General features: G+C 63.1%; 16 protein-coding genes and 1 pseudogene. 9 read left to right on the top strand and 8 right to left on the bottom strand.

Annotated elements, in window-relative coordinates; genetic code table 11:
- The first annotated feature begins 3 nt into the window (after nt 1-3).
- From EB835_RS16655 to EB835_RS16620, 8 genes are all read left to right on the top strand, one after another.
- Complete coding sequence (locus EB835_RS16655; protein WP_276606007.1) at nt 4-1,650, top strand: thiamine pyrophosphate-binding protein; 1,647 nt, start codon at nt 4-6, stop codon at nt 1,648-1,650.
- Nucleotides 1,647-2,663, top strand: coding sequence for a C-terminal binding protein (locus tag EB835_RS16650; protein ID WP_240688807.1), 1,017 nt, complete (start codon nt 1,647-1,649; stop codon nt 2,661-2,663). Before EB835_RS16655 ends, EB835_RS16650 begins: the two co-directional genes overlap by 4 nt.
- Nucleotides 2,650-4,224 (top strand): amidohydrolase, encoded by a 1,575-nt coding sequence (locus EB835_RS16645; protein ID WP_135810571.1) that lies wholly within the window; start codon nt 2,650-2,652, stop codon nt 4,222-4,224. The genes EB835_RS16650 and EB835_RS16645 overlap by 14 nt, the downstream gene beginning before the upstream one ends.
- 58 nt (nt 4,225-4,282) lie before the next feature.
- On the top strand, nt 4,283-4,669 hold the full coding sequence (locus EB835_RS16640) for a hypothetical protein (protein ID WP_135810570.1): 387 nt from the start codon (nt 4,283-4,285) through the stop codon (nt 4,667-4,669).
- Between the two features lie 251 nt (nt 4,670-4,920).
- Nucleotides 4,921-5,295 carry a general stress protein gene (locus EB835_RS16635; protein WP_168216769.1) on the top strand — a complete coding sequence of 125 codons (375 nt, stop codon included), beginning with the start codon at nt 4,921-4,923 and terminating at the stop codon, nt 5,293-5,295.
- A 167-nt stretch (nt 5,296-5,462) separates the two neighbouring features.
- Complete coding sequence (locus EB835_RS16630) at nt 5,463-6,836, top strand: NAD-dependent succinate-semialdehyde dehydrogenase (RefSeq protein ID WP_135810568.1); 1,374 nt, start codon at nt 5,463-5,465, stop codon at nt 6,834-6,836.
- A gap of 82 nt (nt 6,837-6,918) precedes the next feature.
- Complete coding sequence (locus EB835_RS16625) at nt 6,919-7,719, top strand: SDR family NAD(P)-dependent oxidoreductase (RefSeq protein ID WP_135810567.1); 801 nt, start codon at nt 6,919-6,921, stop codon at nt 7,717-7,719.
- Between the two features lie 61 nt (nt 7,720-7,780).
- The gene (locus EB835_RS16620) at nt 7,781-8,971 is read left to right on the top strand and encodes an NAD(P)/FAD-dependent oxidoreductase (RefSeq protein ID WP_135810566.1); all 1,191 of its coding nucleotides are present in this window, start codon (nt 7,781-7,783) and stop codon (nt 8,969-8,971) included.
- Between the two features lie 42 nt (nt 8,972-9,013).
- Here EB835_RS16620 and EB835_RS16615 read toward each other — a convergent pair whose 3' ends face one another.
- The 8 genes and pseudogenes from EB835_RS16615 to EB835_RS16585 all read right to left on the bottom strand — a co-directional run bounded on the left by EB835_RS16615 (nt 9,014) and on the right by EB835_RS16585 (nt 14,429).
- Nucleotides 9,014-9,322: a hypothetical protein gene (locus EB835_RS16615; RefSeq protein WP_135810565.1), complete on the bottom strand. Its 309-nt coding sequence runs from the start codon at nt 9,320-9,322 to the stop codon at nt 9,014-9,016.
- Nucleotides 9,323-9,528: 206 nt separating this feature from the next.
- Nucleotides 9,529-9,849, bottom strand: a complete 321-nt coding sequence (locus tag EB835_RS16610; protein WP_135810564.1) for a hypothetical protein — start codon at nt 9,847-9,849, stop codon at nt 9,529-9,531.
- A 165-nt stretch (nt 9,850-10,014) separates the two neighbouring features.
- Nucleotides 10,015-10,194: pseudogene (locus EB835_RS20690) on the bottom strand (ANTAR domain-containing protein); the annotation flags it as partial.
- Between the two features lie 15 nt (nt 10,195-10,209).
- Nucleotides 10,210-10,791, bottom strand: coding sequence for a GAF domain-containing protein (locus tag EB835_RS16605; RefSeq protein ID WP_240688805.1), 582 nt, complete (start codon nt 10,789-10,791; stop codon nt 10,210-10,212).
- Between the two features lie 131 nt (nt 10,792-10,922).
- On the bottom strand, nt 10,923-11,816 hold the full coding sequence (locus tag EB835_RS16600) for an SDR family oxidoreductase (RefSeq protein WP_135810563.1): 894 nt from the start codon (nt 11,814-11,816) through the stop codon (nt 10,923-10,925).
- Entirely contained in the window at nt 11,813-12,241 is a 429-nt protein-coding gene (locus tag EB835_RS16595) for a ChaB family protein (protein WP_135810562.1), read from the bottom strand. Before EB835_RS16595 ends, EB835_RS16600 begins: the two co-directional genes overlap by 4 nt.
- Nucleotides 12,242-12,331: 90 nt before the next feature.
- Complete coding sequence (locus tag EB835_RS16590; protein WP_135810561.1) at nt 12,332-13,228, bottom strand: non-homologous end joining protein Ku; 897 nt, start codon at nt 13,226-13,228, stop codon at nt 12,332-12,334.
- Between the two features lie 88 nt (nt 13,229-13,316).
- On the bottom strand, nt 13,317-14,429 hold the full coding sequence (locus EB835_RS16585; protein ID WP_135810560.1) for an FUSC family protein: 1,113 nt from the start codon (nt 14,427-14,429) through the stop codon (nt 13,317-13,319).
- Nucleotides 14,430-14,492: 63 nt separating this feature from the next.
- On the opposite strand from EB835_RS16585, the gene EB835_RS20790 reads away from it, so the two are divergent.
- Nucleotides 14,493-14,612, top strand: coding sequence for a GPGG-motif small membrane protein (locus EB835_RS20790; protein WP_346763159.1), 120 nt, complete (start codon nt 14,493-14,495; stop codon nt 14,610-14,612).
- Nucleotides 14,613-14,621: the final 9 nt, after the last annotated feature.

Below are 14,621 nucleotides of genomic sequence, written 5' to 3'. Positions count from 1 at the left end.
GCCGTGCACGCACTGCTGACGAAGACGGAGAAGCGCAGAACCACGGGCTGGGTGGTCATGGAGGCACTGCGTTCCTACGGTGTCGACACGGTCTTCGGGATCCCTGGAACCCACAACCTCGAGTTCTACCGTCCGCTGGAAGCGCTGGGTACTCGTGCCGTCACGGCCCGACACGAACAGGGCGCCGGATACGCCGCAGACGGGTGGTCGCTGCAGACAGGGCTGCCGGGAGTCGTGCTCACCACAAGTGGGCCCGGACTGCTCAACGCGCTCTCGGCAGCAGGGACCGCCTTCTGCGAGTCCCGGCCCATGATCATCCTCGCCCCAGGCCCGGCCCGGGGCGAGGAGTTCGCCGACGCGGGCACCCTGCATGAGACGAAGGACCAGCTCGCGGCCGCCTCGGCGATCGTCGAATGGGGACGCCGGGTGACCACAGCTGAGGAGGCGGTGATCGCCGTTCACGACGCCTTCGAGCTCTTCGCCTCCTCGCGGCCGCGACCGGTCTACATCGAGATCCCGCTCGACCTGCTCGACGAGGTCACCGACCTCGACGAGCGCCTCGTCACGGCCCGCACTGCCGACCCCGTACCCCTGCCGTCTTCGCAGAGCATCGCTGAGGCTGCGAACCTCTTGAACGCCGCACACAGACCGGTGATCCTTGCCGGCGGCGGTGCACGCGGTGCCGCGGATCAGGTCCAGAGGCTGGCCGAACGACTGGCTGCCCCAGTGGTCACGAGCCTCAACGGCAAGGGCATCCTCGATGAGCATCACCCGCTGTCGCTGGGGTCGAACCTGCGGCTGAGCAGCGTACGGGAGCACGCCCGGAATGCGGACGTGCTGCTCGTCATCGGCGCGAAGCTCGGCGATGCTGAACTGTGGGTCGACCGCCTCGATGCGCAGGGCACAGTCATCCGGATCGATATCCTCGACACGCAGATCGACAAGAACCAGACTGCTGATCTCGGCCTCGTCGGCGATGCCGCAACGGTGCTCGGCGCGATTATCGATGAGTCGGCGACAGCGGGTGAAGCCTCGCGGTCGGTCGCCGAATCAACGGTCGTCGAGCTGCTTGCGGCAGCACGGAGGGAATGCGCCGAACTCTCTCCGGCCAATACAGCGGTCTCGGCTGATATCGCCTCCGCCTTGCCCGCCGATGCGATCGTAGCCACCGATTCCTCGCAGATCGCCTACGGCGGGCTGCTGAATGTGCTCAAGGTTTCGAGGGCGAATTCGACTCCGTATATGGGTACCTTCGCAACTCTGGGGTACGGGCTGCCGGCAGCACTGGGCGCGCGCATCGGGGCTCCGCACCGACCGAGCTTCGTCGTCATCGGTGATGGAGCTCTGATGTTCTCCGTGCAGGAGTTCATCACCGTCGTCGAACAGGGCGAGGACGTCACCGTCATCGTCCTCGACAACGGAGGTTACGGGGAGATCCGAGCCAATGAGGCTGATATCGGCATCGCGCCGATCGGAGTCGACCTCGTCCAACCGGATTGGCCGGGCCTGGCGAGAGCATTCGGGGGCGCCGGCAGGCATGTGAGCTCCGCCGCCGAACTGGCCGCAGCCGTCGACACCGCCCTCGCCGAAGGCGGACTTCAACTCATCCACCTCGATCTCACTGCGTACGCATCTGAGGAGACCAAGTGACAAACTACCCGATCGCTGTCTTCACCGATATCGAGGACACCGACATCAGCCCTGCCGTGGCGATGCTTGAAGGCGCAGGTTTTGAGACCCGGGTGCTGGCGACACGCGATCCGCAGAAGATCATTGCAGGCGCTGAAGGGGCACAGGCGCTGCTGCCGGGCTATTCGGAGATCACCCGCGAGGTCATCGAGGCACTTCCCGACCTACGCATCATTTCGCTGATGTCCATGGGCACGGACAGCGTCGACATCGATGCTGCCGACGAGCATGGAATCTGGGTGACCAACGTTTCCGGAGCCGCTACCGAGGAAGTCGCCACCCACACTCTGTCGATTGTGCTTGCCCATCTGCGCCGCCTTCGCTTCTACACCGCCTCGGCGAACCCCACCGACTGGAACGCGCGGTCGGCAGTCGCACCTCGACGTGTGAGCGAGCTGACGATGGGCATCGTCGGCCTCGGCCGCATCGGACAGGAACTCGCGAGACAGTCCTCAGCACTGTTCGGATCTGTTATCGGCTTCGACCCTTACCTGCCCGACACCGAGGCGGTTCGAGCCGACCTGGACGCACTGGGTGTGCGACGGGTCGACCTCGACGAAGTGCGCGCGAACGCCGATGTGCTCTCGCTGCATCTGCCGCTGACAGAGGACACGGAGAACATGGTCGACGCGGAGTTCCTCGCAGGAATGGCAGAGGGCTCGCTCCTTGCCAACGTCTCCCGCGGTGGCCTCATCGATCACGCTGCGCTGGCGGGCGCACTCGACTCCGGTCGACTCGCCGGGGCCTGCCTCGACGTCCTCGACATGGAGCCGCCGACACCCGAGCACCCAATGCTGGGACGAGACGACGTTCTGCTGACTCCTCACATCGCCTATTACTCCGAACGCACCGCAGAAGAGTACGTGCGCATACAGGCACAGAACGCCATCGCGCTGTTTGAGACAGGGCATCCGGTTTCGCCCGTGAACGCTCCTGAAGACCCAACCGGAGGCATACAGAATGACCGCTCCTAATGATTCGCCCCAGACCTCTGAAGATGTTCTGACCGACGAGGTCAAAGCAACTGCCAGGGCCTGGATCGACGCGCACCTCGATGAACTCGCCGAGTGGCACACTCACATTTGGGAGCTGGCCGAACCCGCTTGGCGCGAATACCGTTCTCAGGCCTGGTACGTAGAGAGGCTGCGCGAAGAGGGCTTTGCTGTCGAAGACGGCTCGGCCGGAATGCCCACCGCATTCTGCGCCGAATGGTCTAACGGCGAGGGGCCGACGCTTCTGAGCTACGCCGAATACGATGCGGTGCCCGGAAACAGTCAGGCCGCGACAACGCATGAGCAGCCTCGCGCCGGAATCAGCCGCTTCGCTCCTGGGCACACCGATCCGCACTCCGCGCTGGGGATCTCGACCCTCGCCGGCCTGCTTGCGACGAAACACGCGATGGAGGTGCACAACCTCGGCGGGCGGCTGAAGTACACCGGCGAGCCGGCGGAGAAGATGCACGGCTCGAAGGTCGTTCACGGACTGCGCGGCTATTACGACGATGCGGACGCGATCGTGTCCTTCCATCCCTTCTACATGCTGCCGCTGTGCAACACCGCCCGCTGGGACACCCACTGTGGTGCCTATTATTCGAAGGTGTACAGCTTCATCTGCGACCACCCGGAGACCTGGCAGCTCTCGAGCGCCGACCCGAACTCGCCGATCCCCGCCTCGCACTCAGCCGCTAGGGCACCGGGAGCCAATGTGGCGCTGTCGCAGATGTACACGGCCAGTCGGACGATGCTCGACTCGATGCTGCCGGCCACCGGAGGGTGGAGCTTCTCCGACGCGATCCTCACCGATGGTCAGGCTACCGCCGACAACCTGCCGCAGCGGGTGGCCAGGCTGCAGTATTCGTGGCGAACTCCCGATGTCGAAATGGCCGAGCATGTTCTCGCCGTCCTCGACCGCAATGCCGCTGCCGCCGCCTCCATGGCCCACTGTGAAGTCGAAGACAGATGGGTGGCCAGAAGCCGGCCCGGTCGGGCGAACCATGTGCTCGCCGAGGTGCTCTATGCCAACCTCGAACAGGTCGGACCGCCCGAATACGGGCCGAAGGCCGTCGAGACAGGGCGGGCAATCCAGTCCGCTCTCGGAGTCCAACCGACGGAGAACCCGTTCCTGGCAGCCACCGAAGAACTCATCGAACCGCAGGAAGCCGAACGCATCCTGCGTGAGCAGATGCCGGTGTGGCAGAGGAATTGGACCAGCGACGACTACGTCGAGATGTCGCACTACGCTCCGCTCGTGCGTTTCTACATCGCCCGACCGACACTCACTCCCAGCGCTGATGGGCGACCACACCCTCCCTGGGCCATGAATGCACTCGGAGGCATCCCCGCGACGATCACACCGACGATCGAGACTGCCGGAAAGACGATCGCGGGAACATTCCTCGATCTGCTGCAGCGACCCAAGCTGCTGTCCGACGCGAAATCGGAATTCGACCGGCGGGTCCGGGCCGAGCCGATGCCGCCCCTGCTGCCCGACGACTTCGCGGCACCTGTTGACCTGCCCTGGCCCGATTACAGATGAAACAGCGCTCAGAGTGTGGCCATTGTGTGTTGACACAAAGAAATGCACAATAGAATGCATGTACGAATATAACGGCGCGGTGCAGGACAGCGAGCACGAGCTTCCGGCGTGGATGGTCCGGTACCGGAACTTCAAAACGCTGTGTTCCTACGTCTGCGGCGAGTTCATCCGCTTCTACCTCACCACCGGCTGCGACCAGATCAGCTACACGCATTCGCAGATCACCGAGGGACTGCCGAACTATTCGTGCCGCCTGACCTCCGTCGACGAGGCGGTCCTGCTGCTGCCGCTCGACGACTGGGTCGAGCGCATGGATGAGGTCCGTCCCCTCGTGCGGGAGTGGTTGGGGGAACACTCGGATCTCAAGGGATGCAAGCCGGAGAAGTCGCACTACCAAGGTGACCCGTATTGGTTCACCCGCTGGCAGGAGGCCAACCCTTGGTGACGGTTGGACGGTCCTGAACACGAGCCGTCTGCCGTGGTGAGGGGACCTGTCGCCGAGAACCATAGACACCGGTCAGGCCGACCGCAGTAGAATCGAGAACATGCGCAAACGTGTGATCGTCATCGTCTTAGCTGCCTTAGCAGTGCTCGGGTTGGTCGCCGGCATGCTCAGTGGCGCTCCAGTCTGAGTCGCTTTCCGGCCCGACAGAATCCACCCTGCCGGGGAAACTCTGCAATGCTATGTTGAGCGGCATGGGAAGCAATGACGATCTCAACTCGCAGCAGTCAGACGTGCCGAGACAGAAGCCGACCGTGAAGACCTTTCACGACGACATCGGCGTGCTCAACCAGCTGAAGAAACTCGAGTCGGAGGGCATTCCGAAGACGGCCCTGCACGTCTTCGCCCACGATTCAGAAGGCGTCGACGAAGTGGTCGGCACCGGCGGCGGAACCCTGAAGGGCATCGGAGAACTCGCGGCCGAACTGTACAACGAACGGAGCGACGAACTCCGGGAGATCTTTCAACGCTACGGCTTCGACTCCGATGAAATCGAGAAGTTCGAAGATGATCTCGACAACGGAGCGATTCTGCTTGTGATCGACGAAACCGCTCCCCGCGCGAAGTAGCAACCGCTCCCCGCGCGAATTATAAGGGCAATCGCCGGACACCGTAAGGGGCTGGTCGCGGACGTCGAGGTTTGGGACGGTGGAGTCTCGGTTCGGCAGAGGTCGTCGGGCAGACGCGCTTCCTGCATCGCTGAAGACCTTCCGAACCTTCGACGAAAGGAGAACCCGTGACCGCGAAATTCAACACCACGAACCCGGCAACCGGAGAGGTCCTCAAGGAATTTCCCACCGCCAGCGACGAGGAGATCTCCGCCGTCATCGACGCCTCCGACGCGGCCTTCCAGGCATGGCGGACGACCGACGTCCGCGACCGTGCTGCACCGCTTGCCCGAGCAGCAGATCTCATGGAAGAGCGTCGTTCCGAGCTTGCTGAACTGCTGACACTCGAGATGGGCAAACTGCCGGCCGAGGCTGACGCCGAAATCGCTCTCTCAGCGAAGATTCTGCGCTACTACGCAGAGGATGGACCGTTGCTGCTCTCCGACGAGGTGCTCGAACCGGCCAGCGGTGGCAGCGCGGTGATGAAGTACGAACCCATCGGGCCGCTACTCGGCGTCATGCCGTGGAACTTCCCCTACTACCAGGTGGTCCGTCTGGCTGCGCCGAACCTCGTCGCGGGCAACACCATCATCCTCAAGCACGCCTCGAACTGCCCGCAGTCGGCTCTCGCCTTTGAACAGATCATGCACGACGCGCGTCTGCCGCGCGACTGCTATCGCAACGTCTTCGCCGACAATGATCAGATCCAGACGATCATCGCCGACGAGCGGGTGCGAGGCGCATCGCTGACCGGCTCCGAAGGTGCCGGTGCGGCAGTGGCGAGCGGTGCGGGAAGCAATCTCAAGAAGTCCATTCTCGAACTCGGCGGCAGCGATCCGTTCATCGTTCTCGACTCCGCCGATCTCGACTCGGCAGTCGATGCCGCCGTTGCGGGCAGGATGACGAACTCCGGACAGAGCTGCATCGCCTCCAAACGCCTGATCGTGCTCGAGGGGCACTACCGCGAATTCGTCGATCTGCTGACTGCGAAGATGTCGAGATTCGTCGCCGGCGATCCACGGGATTCTGCGACGACGATGGCACCTCTGTCCTCCGAACAGGCGGCACAGGACCTCATGGAACAGGTCGAAGACGCCATCGACCACGGCGCCCAGGTGCATACCGGCGGGCATCGTGTCGACAGCCCGGGGGCATTCGTCGAACCCACAGTGCTCACCGGAGTCACGAAGCAGATGCGTGCCTACTCGGAAGAGCTGTTCGGCCCGGTCGCCGTCGTCTACTCGGTCACGGATGAAGACGAGGCCATAGCTTTGGCCAACGACTCGTCATTCGGCCTCGGCGGCACGGTCGTCAGCGATGATATCGAGAAAGCCCAGCGCGTAGCTGATCGGATCGACACCGGAATGGTCTGGATCAATCAGGCGACTTGGACAGAACCGGACCTGCCGTTCGGCGGGACCAAACGCTCCGGCGTCGGCCGTGAACTCGGCGCAGAGGGCGTCCGAGAATTCGTCAACAAGAAGCTCATCCGCACGCCCTGACCAACACGCCTCGGAGCCGACCGGTCCCATCCGGCATCGGGGCTCGTCACGTGATCGACTGTGCATCGACCGAGGAGGAGACATGGACTTCAACATTCGCAATCGCACGGCCCTGGTGACCGGGGCGAGCTCTGGCATCGGGCTGGAAACGTCGCGCCGGCTGCTCGACGAAGGAGCCGTCGTCGTGATGACCGGGCCCGAACCTGATGAACTCAAAGCCGCCGTGGACGAACTCGCCGAGTTCAAGGAGCGGATCTACGCCCACGACGCGGACATCGCCGATGACGAGTCTGTTGACGCTCTCGCCGCGTCCGTCGCCGCCGAGGTCGGTGACATTGACATCCTCGTCAACGTCGCCGGCATCCACGGCGCCGGCGGGCTGTTCCACGAAATCGATCAGGACGGGTGGAACCGGACGATCGACGTCGACCTCATGGGACCCGTCCGGGTGACGCGAGCCTTCCTGCCGGGACTTCGCCGAGGAGGCTGGGGCCGAATCGTGTTCGTGTCCTCCGAAGATGCGGTCCAACCCTATGACGACGAGTTGCCGTACTGTGCAGCAAAAGCGGGACTGCTGTCCCTGGCGAAGGGGCTCTCACGGACGTATGCCGCGGAAGGTCTGCTGGTCAACACCGTCTCTCCCGCGTTCATCGCCACCCCGATGACCGACGAGATGATGCGGCAGAGAGCCGAACAGCACGGGGTGACCTTCGACGAAGCGATCTCCTCCTTCCTCCGAGAAGAACGCCCATTCATGGAACTTGGCCGACGCGGACGGCCTGAGGAAGTGGCTGCGGTCATCGCCTTCCTGTGTTCGGATGCCGCGAGCTTCGTCAACGGTTCGAACTACCGCGTTGATGCCGGATCTGTGGCGACGATCTGACCTTCCCGCCGAGGCTGTGATGGCGCCATATGACCATGACCGGACAGAAGGAGCATCCGAAATGACCGACTTCCGATACGTGATCATCGGCGGCGGCATGACCGCCGATGCCGCAGCGAGGGGAATACGAGAGTGTGATGCGGACGGGTCGGTTGCGATCATCAGCAACGACGTCGAAGAGCCGTACACCCGACCGGCATTGAGCAAACGACTATGGACCGACGGAGAGTTCAGTCGCGACGACAATCGTCTTGATACGGCTGCCGTCGACGGCGTGCAGATCTTTCTGCAGACGGAGGCGACCCGCGTCGATGTCGAAGAGAGATCCGTGAAAACGACGTCCGGCGAATTCGGCTTCGACAAGCTGCTGTTCGCGACAGGTGGGCGGCCGAAGACCATTGACCTCGACAGCGGCGAACGCGTCATCTACTTCCGTGACTTCGCCGACTACCGCCGATTGCGCGCACTCTCCGGGAAGGGCCGACGGATCGCCGTGATCGGTGGGGGCTTCATCGGCACCGAACTTGCCTCGGCACTCGCGCAGAACTCGACCGATACGACTCTGATCTTCGACGACGAGATTCTGGGAGCCTCTGTCTTCCCAGCCGATCTGGCAGAACGATTCCATCAGCTCTATATCGATCACGGCGTCGGTCTGGTTCCGGGGACGAAGGTTTCTGCGGGCCGCACCGATTCCGATCGGGTGATCCTCGACTGCGGCGGCGACACCCACACCTTCGACGCCGTCGCAGTCGGTCTCGGGATCACTCCATCGACTCGTCTGGCAGAGGCTGCGGGTCTCGACGTCGACGACGGAATCGTCGTCGACGCCTCCCTGCGCACCTCCGCTCCTAATGTGTTCGCCGCCGGAGACGTCGCCAGCTATCCCGATGCGATTCTCGGACGGCAGCGCGTCGAACACGTCGACAACGCCACGCAGATGGGAGCTGCGGCCGGCCGGATCATGGCAGGCGCGGACGAGACATACACCCATACGCCCTACTTCTATACGAATGTGTTCGACTTCGGCTACCGAGCCGTCGGCACCCTCGACCCTGACCTTCTGACCGTCGAGGACTGGGGCACCCCGCATACTCGAGGAGCGGTCTTCTACCTCAGCGACGATCGGCGTGTGCGAGGCGTCCTCACACTAGGGCTGGATGACGAACTGGACGCGGCACGGACGATCATCTCCGAAGACTGGGCTCACTCGCCGGGCGACCTCGTGCACCGTCTGACGTCTTCAGCCTGAATACGCCGCCCTCGCCGTGGTCGCTCGAGCTCTGAGGAGAGCTCAGCGGTCGCGGTCGTCGCTGAAAGGTGCCCGCGGGGGAGGGGGCAACATGTCGATGAGTTCATTGACGGCTTCGGCGAGAATATCGTGCTGGTAAGGAGCCAGGAGATACGCCTCGTGAATGTAGGCATCGAGTTCGTACTCCGTGAGCTCGCCGCCGAGGCTGACGTAGTGCATCCACACCCCGGTGATCGACAGATTCCAGAAATCGATGGCTTCCGCGAGTTCCCTGCGCCGGACGATCGCCCGGTCACCAGCACAGGAAGACACGAGGTGGGCTTCGGTGCGCCTGTGGTTCTGCTCGTCCATGCTGGTGATTCGCCTCGTGAGATCCGCGGCAGGAAGTCTGTCTCGTCCGCCGTGGGCATTGACCGGGCCTCCCTCACTGGAGAGCGGGCAACGCCGCTGTCCCCACATTCTAAGTACGGCACCTCAGACAGCACCAGGGGGTGCGGATCGTCCCGACTGACCTCATACGGGCGGTTGGATCGAGCGCTCGCAGAGAGGTCCGTCGCCTAATCGAAGGAGATCTGGTGTTTGTGTCCGACGTCCTTCGTAATCGCCTGCAGCTGCGCACTGATCAGAGGATCTCTGTCGATGTGCCGGCGAGCGATGGGACACGAGACTGTGATGGGAAGGCGGCGGTTGAGGGAGTCCTCGAGAGACAGACGCATGAGCTCTCGGCAGTGTCGTTCCGCGTTGATCGGCTCGATAGCCTCGCAGTAGACGAACATCATTCCGTCCGGCGCGATCGTGTAGTGAAGTGAAGCCACAAGCTGCCCGGGCAGATAGAGGTCGAATTTGGAAGCTTCGGTGTTGTTGAGCAGTGTGTACACAGAGATCCCCTTGGATGAGAGACGGAGGCCAGCTGCTCGACCGATCTCAGCTTAGCCCACAGCCGCTCGTCACTACAACGTTCTTTCCCGGAGGTAGTGCAGTGAGGCCTCAGGGGTTCACCTTCATGGTGGTAGTCGGGCGATGGTTCGCTTGTCGGTGCCGGCTCAGCCGGTCATCCCCGGAAGCGAACCAGTGCGAACGAATTCTTCGGCCACCTCCCGCAGCTTCGTATTCGTCGTCGAGCTCACCTTTGTCAGAAGCAGGAAAGCGTCGTGCTCGCCGATCTTGTATCTCTCCATGAGGATGCCTTTGGCCTGCCCGATGAGATCTCGGGAGGCCACAGCTTCGTAGAGCTGGCCCTACTTCTGCGCATTGGCCAGGGCCAAGGACGCGTGTGCGGCCAAACCGCTGCCGATGTCTTCGGCTCCTTGGTCGAACGCCTTGGGCGTCCTCGAGTACAGATTGAGAGCACCGAGGCTGTCGGCTTCGACATAGAGCTGGAACGCAAGCATGCTTCTCACTCCCTCAGCGACCGCACTGGCGGCGAATCGTGGCCAGCGGGTGCGGGTGCTGAGATCCGGGACCCGCACAATGCGGTGTTCCCGAATGGAGTCGAAACAGGGGCCCTCATGCAGCTCCGACTGCAGGGCGTCCAATCGCTCGGGGATGAGGTGCGAGGGTGCCCGGGAGCGAATTCGGCCATCGCTGCTGACGATCGAGAGCGACGCGTAATCGGCACCTGGTATGACTCGCACCGCTTCGTCGACCATCACCCCGAGGACGAGATCGTCGGGTTCCATCATGAGGGAGCGGGCCCATTCGCCGAGTTCTGCAGTCAGCCGGTGTCGATCGGTGTGGGTGACCGTCGGTGCTGAAGACACCGACTCCTCACCCATGACGTCGCGATCGGGGCCCGTCGACTCTGCTGCAGTGTCATCCATCTCGGATCCCCTCTTCCCCACATGCCAGCGCTGTCACCGGTGACCTCAGTATTCGTCGGCATCGCCTCTGGCGTCAATACAGAGTCAGCCGCAGAGTGGCCACGACGTCGTCGGCGGCGTCCGACGGGCGCTCAGGGGGTGGGCTGGCCGCCGTTGACGTTGAGGGTCTCACCGATCACGTAGCTCGATTCCGATGAGGTGAGGAATACATATGCGGGCGCCAGCTCCGTCGGCTGTCCCGCCCGTCCGAGCGGAGTGTTCTTGCCGAAATGCGGCAGTGCCTCCTTCGGCTGGCCGTCGGAGACCTGCAGCGGGGTCCAGATCGGTCCCGGGGCCACGGAGTTCACTCGGATGCCCTTCGGGGCGAGCTGGGTGGCCAGCCCCTTCGTGAAGTTGTTGATCGCCGCTTTCGTCGACGCATAGTCGATGAGGTGGGCGGAAGGCGAGTAGGCCTGCACGGAGGTGGTGTTGACGATCGTCGACCCGGGCCGGAGGTGTTCGAGAGCGGCCTGCGAGATCCGGAACATCGCCTGGATGTTCGTCCGGTACGTGTTCTCCCACTGTTCGTCCGTGAGATCGGCGATGTCTTCGACGGCGATCTGTCGACCGGCGTTGTTGACCAGGGCGTCGAGTCCGCCCAGTTCCTCGGCTGCCTGTCGGACCACTCTGCGACAGTGATCGCGGTCTGCCAGGTCGCCGGGCAGCGGCACAGCTGTGCGGCCGGCCTCGCGGATGAGCTCACAGACGCGCTGTGCGTCCTCCTCCTCGGCAGGCAGATAGGACAGGGCGACGTCGGCCCCTTCCCTGGCGAAGGCGATTGCGACCGCAGCTCCGATGCCGGAGTCCGAGCCGGTGATGAGCGCCTTGCGACCGCGGAGCCTGCCGGTGCCGGCATAGCTGTCCTCACCGCGATCAGTGCCGGGGATGAGCTCGGCGTCAAGGCCCGGCTCGGGTTGATCCTGCTTCGGGGGTGTGATGTCGGGAAAACGTGTGGTCGGGTCTTGGAAAGTCAGCTGGTCGCTCATCGCGATCCTCCTTTGTCCTGCTTCGTCCGCCGCTTGCTCTCCTTCTCGAGCGCATCGATGAGTTCCTGCTTCGTCATCGACGAGCGCCCGGAGATGTTCAGCTTCTTCGCCTGAGCGTAGAGGTGCTCCTTCGAGGCGTTCGCATCGACTCCGCCTGCCGTCCTGCGATTGGTGTTCTTGCCGCCTGCGCTCTGCGCGTCCGAGGGGCCGGAGGAATCTTTCGCCACCCATCTGTCGCCGACCTTTTCGAAACTGTGTTTGAGGGCGTCGTAGGCGACCTGGTGGGCTCGCTTCTCATCCCCGTATTGGTCAATGGCCGAGTCGTAGGCCTTGGCGAAGGTCCGCTGCGCCTTCTTACTCGACTTCTCCAGTGTCGACGGCAGCTCGGCTTCCTTGGGCTTTCCCGTCTTCGTCGTCTTCGGCATGGTGTGAACAGCTCCTATCGTGTCGGCGTCGTCTGCTGCATCGAGGTTCGGTCCCGTTCAAGGCGGAGGTCGGTCTATCTCACCGCCGCCTCAGCCGGTGCGCTTCTTCGGGGCCGACTTCTTCGTCCCCTTCTTCGACGGCGATTTCTTCGCATCCTGCTTCGTGTCGGCCTTCTTCGACGTTCCCTTCTTCTTCGACGACCGGGAACTGTCCACTGACTTGCGCAGTGCTTCCATGAGGTCGATGACATCGCCGCCGGTGTCATCTTCTGCGTCTTCTTCGTCGAACGTCTTCTCGACATCGAGGCTCTCGCCCGCTTCGATCTTCGCGTCGATCAGTTTGCGCAGCTCGACCTGGTAGTCGTCGGTGAACTCCTCGGGGGTGAAGTCTTCGGAGTAGGACTCGACGAGCTTCTCCGACATCTCGAGTTCCTTGTCGGAGATCTTCGCCTTCGAGTTCACGCCCTTGAAGTCCACGTCCCGGATCTCGTCGGCCCAGCGCAGCGTCTGAACCATGAGGACCTTTCCGCACACCCGCAGAACGGCCAGCCGTGTCCGAGTGCGCAGCGTGAGTCTGACGATCGCGGTCCGTTCGGTGTCCTCGAGCGTCTGCCGCAGCAGAAGGTAGGCCTTCGGGGTCTTCGAGGTCGGCTCGAGGAAGTAGGACTTCTCAAGCATGATGGGGTCGATCTCGTCACTGGGCACGAACTGGAGGACTTCGATGTCGTCGTCATCATCTGCCGGGAGAGCCTCGAAGTCCTCGCTTGTGAGCACCACTCGGTGCTCGCCGTCGTCGAAGGCTTTGTCGATGTCGTCGTATTCGACGGTCTTTCCGCATTCCTCACAGCGATGCTGATTGCGGATGCGACCGTCGTCTTTGGCATGGACCTGATGCATTCTCACGTCGTGGTTCTCCGTGGCCGAGTACAGCTTCACGGGCACATTCACGAGGCCGAAGACGATGGATCCGGTCCAGATAGCTCTCATATCCCCATTGAAACGCAGGTTTCGGGCACTGGCTAGCCCCCTTGGCCGAGTACTCGGTTGACGCACTCAGAGCATCTGGCCCCGGGGATCAGCCGGACTCTCGAGCCCTGCGCGCCGAGGCGACGTCATCGACGATGACGACGATGTGGCGCAGGCTCGTGATGAGGGAGCCGTAGAGCGGCCAGGTGGTCTTCGGAAGCGTCTGAGCCTGTGCGATGTCGGTTGAGAGCTGTTCGAGGCTGTCGAAGATCGGTTCGACCTCGCTGTCGGGATCGGCGATGGCCTCTCCGGCATCGGCGACGATCGACGCCCATTCTTCACGGAACCATGTGTTCCATTCGGTTTCTGACGAGGACGCCTCACGCAGAGTTCGGGCGAGATTCCGCAGGTGCGAGATGCCTTCGTCGACTCTGAGCAGGATGCTCTCATAGCCTTCCTTCTCGGCAGGCTCCGCGCTCTCGGCAGTGGCTCGTCCGCCGCGCGAACTGCGCAGACGCACCGCCGTGCGGGGGTTGATGCGTCTGCTCTCGCGGGCGAATCGCACGGTCTGCCACGCCGACTCGAGCTCTCGGCTCATGGCCTCCGTACGTTCGAACCACTCCTGTGCGGCCTCAGAGTCCCATGAGCGGGAGAACTGCTTTGACATGTCGGTGAGGACTTCGCCCATCTGCCGGTTGACGCTGTCGATATAGCGTGCCGCCTGTCGATCCCGCAGAGGTGGGACCATGAGGAGGTTGACCGCGAGGCCGACGCCCACTCCGAGGGCGAGTTCGAGGAGTCGGTCGACGAGCAGGGGCTGCTGAGAGTCGAATCCGGAGCCGAGGATGAAGATCGCCGTCGTCGCGATCGCCACCCCTTCGTCGCGGATCCACGACAGGCGGGCACCGGCCAGACCGACGAACATCGCCAGAGCGAAAGTCCAGAGACCGACACCGAGGTAGTTGCCGATGAGGAAGGACACACCGACTCCGATCGTCGACGCGATCGTCGTCTGCACTCCTCGAGAGAACGACCTGTAGACGGTGGCGTGGACCGTCAGCAGCGCAGTCCACGGAGCAAGGAACGGCATCTGACTCTCAAGCACGGCATCGGAGAACCACCAAGCGCCCGTGGCTGCGATCACGCCCTTTGCGATCTGCAGTAAGTCGGTGGCGAACTCCGGCCGCCGGAAATACTCCGCCGCTGAGCGTTTGTGGGACATTGCAGGCTCCTTGCTTCGACGTTTCGATCAGACTAATTCAGCTCCGGACGCAGTGTAAGGGGCATCCCCATTGCAGGTCAGATCGGTATCGCCGCTCTCGTCAGGAAACAGATTCTCCGGGGAGTCGTGCTCATCATCGTCGGCTGCATTGTCGGACCCGGAGGAGTGAGCCTCGTCGGCTGACGGAGTGCG

The sequence above is a fragment of the Brevibacterium sp. S22 genome, assembly GCF_004745485.1.
Lineage (GTDB): Bacteria > Actinomycetota > Actinomycetes > Actinomycetales > Brevibacteriaceae > Brevibacterium.
This window is presented reverse-complemented; position numbering and strand designations above follow the sequence as displayed.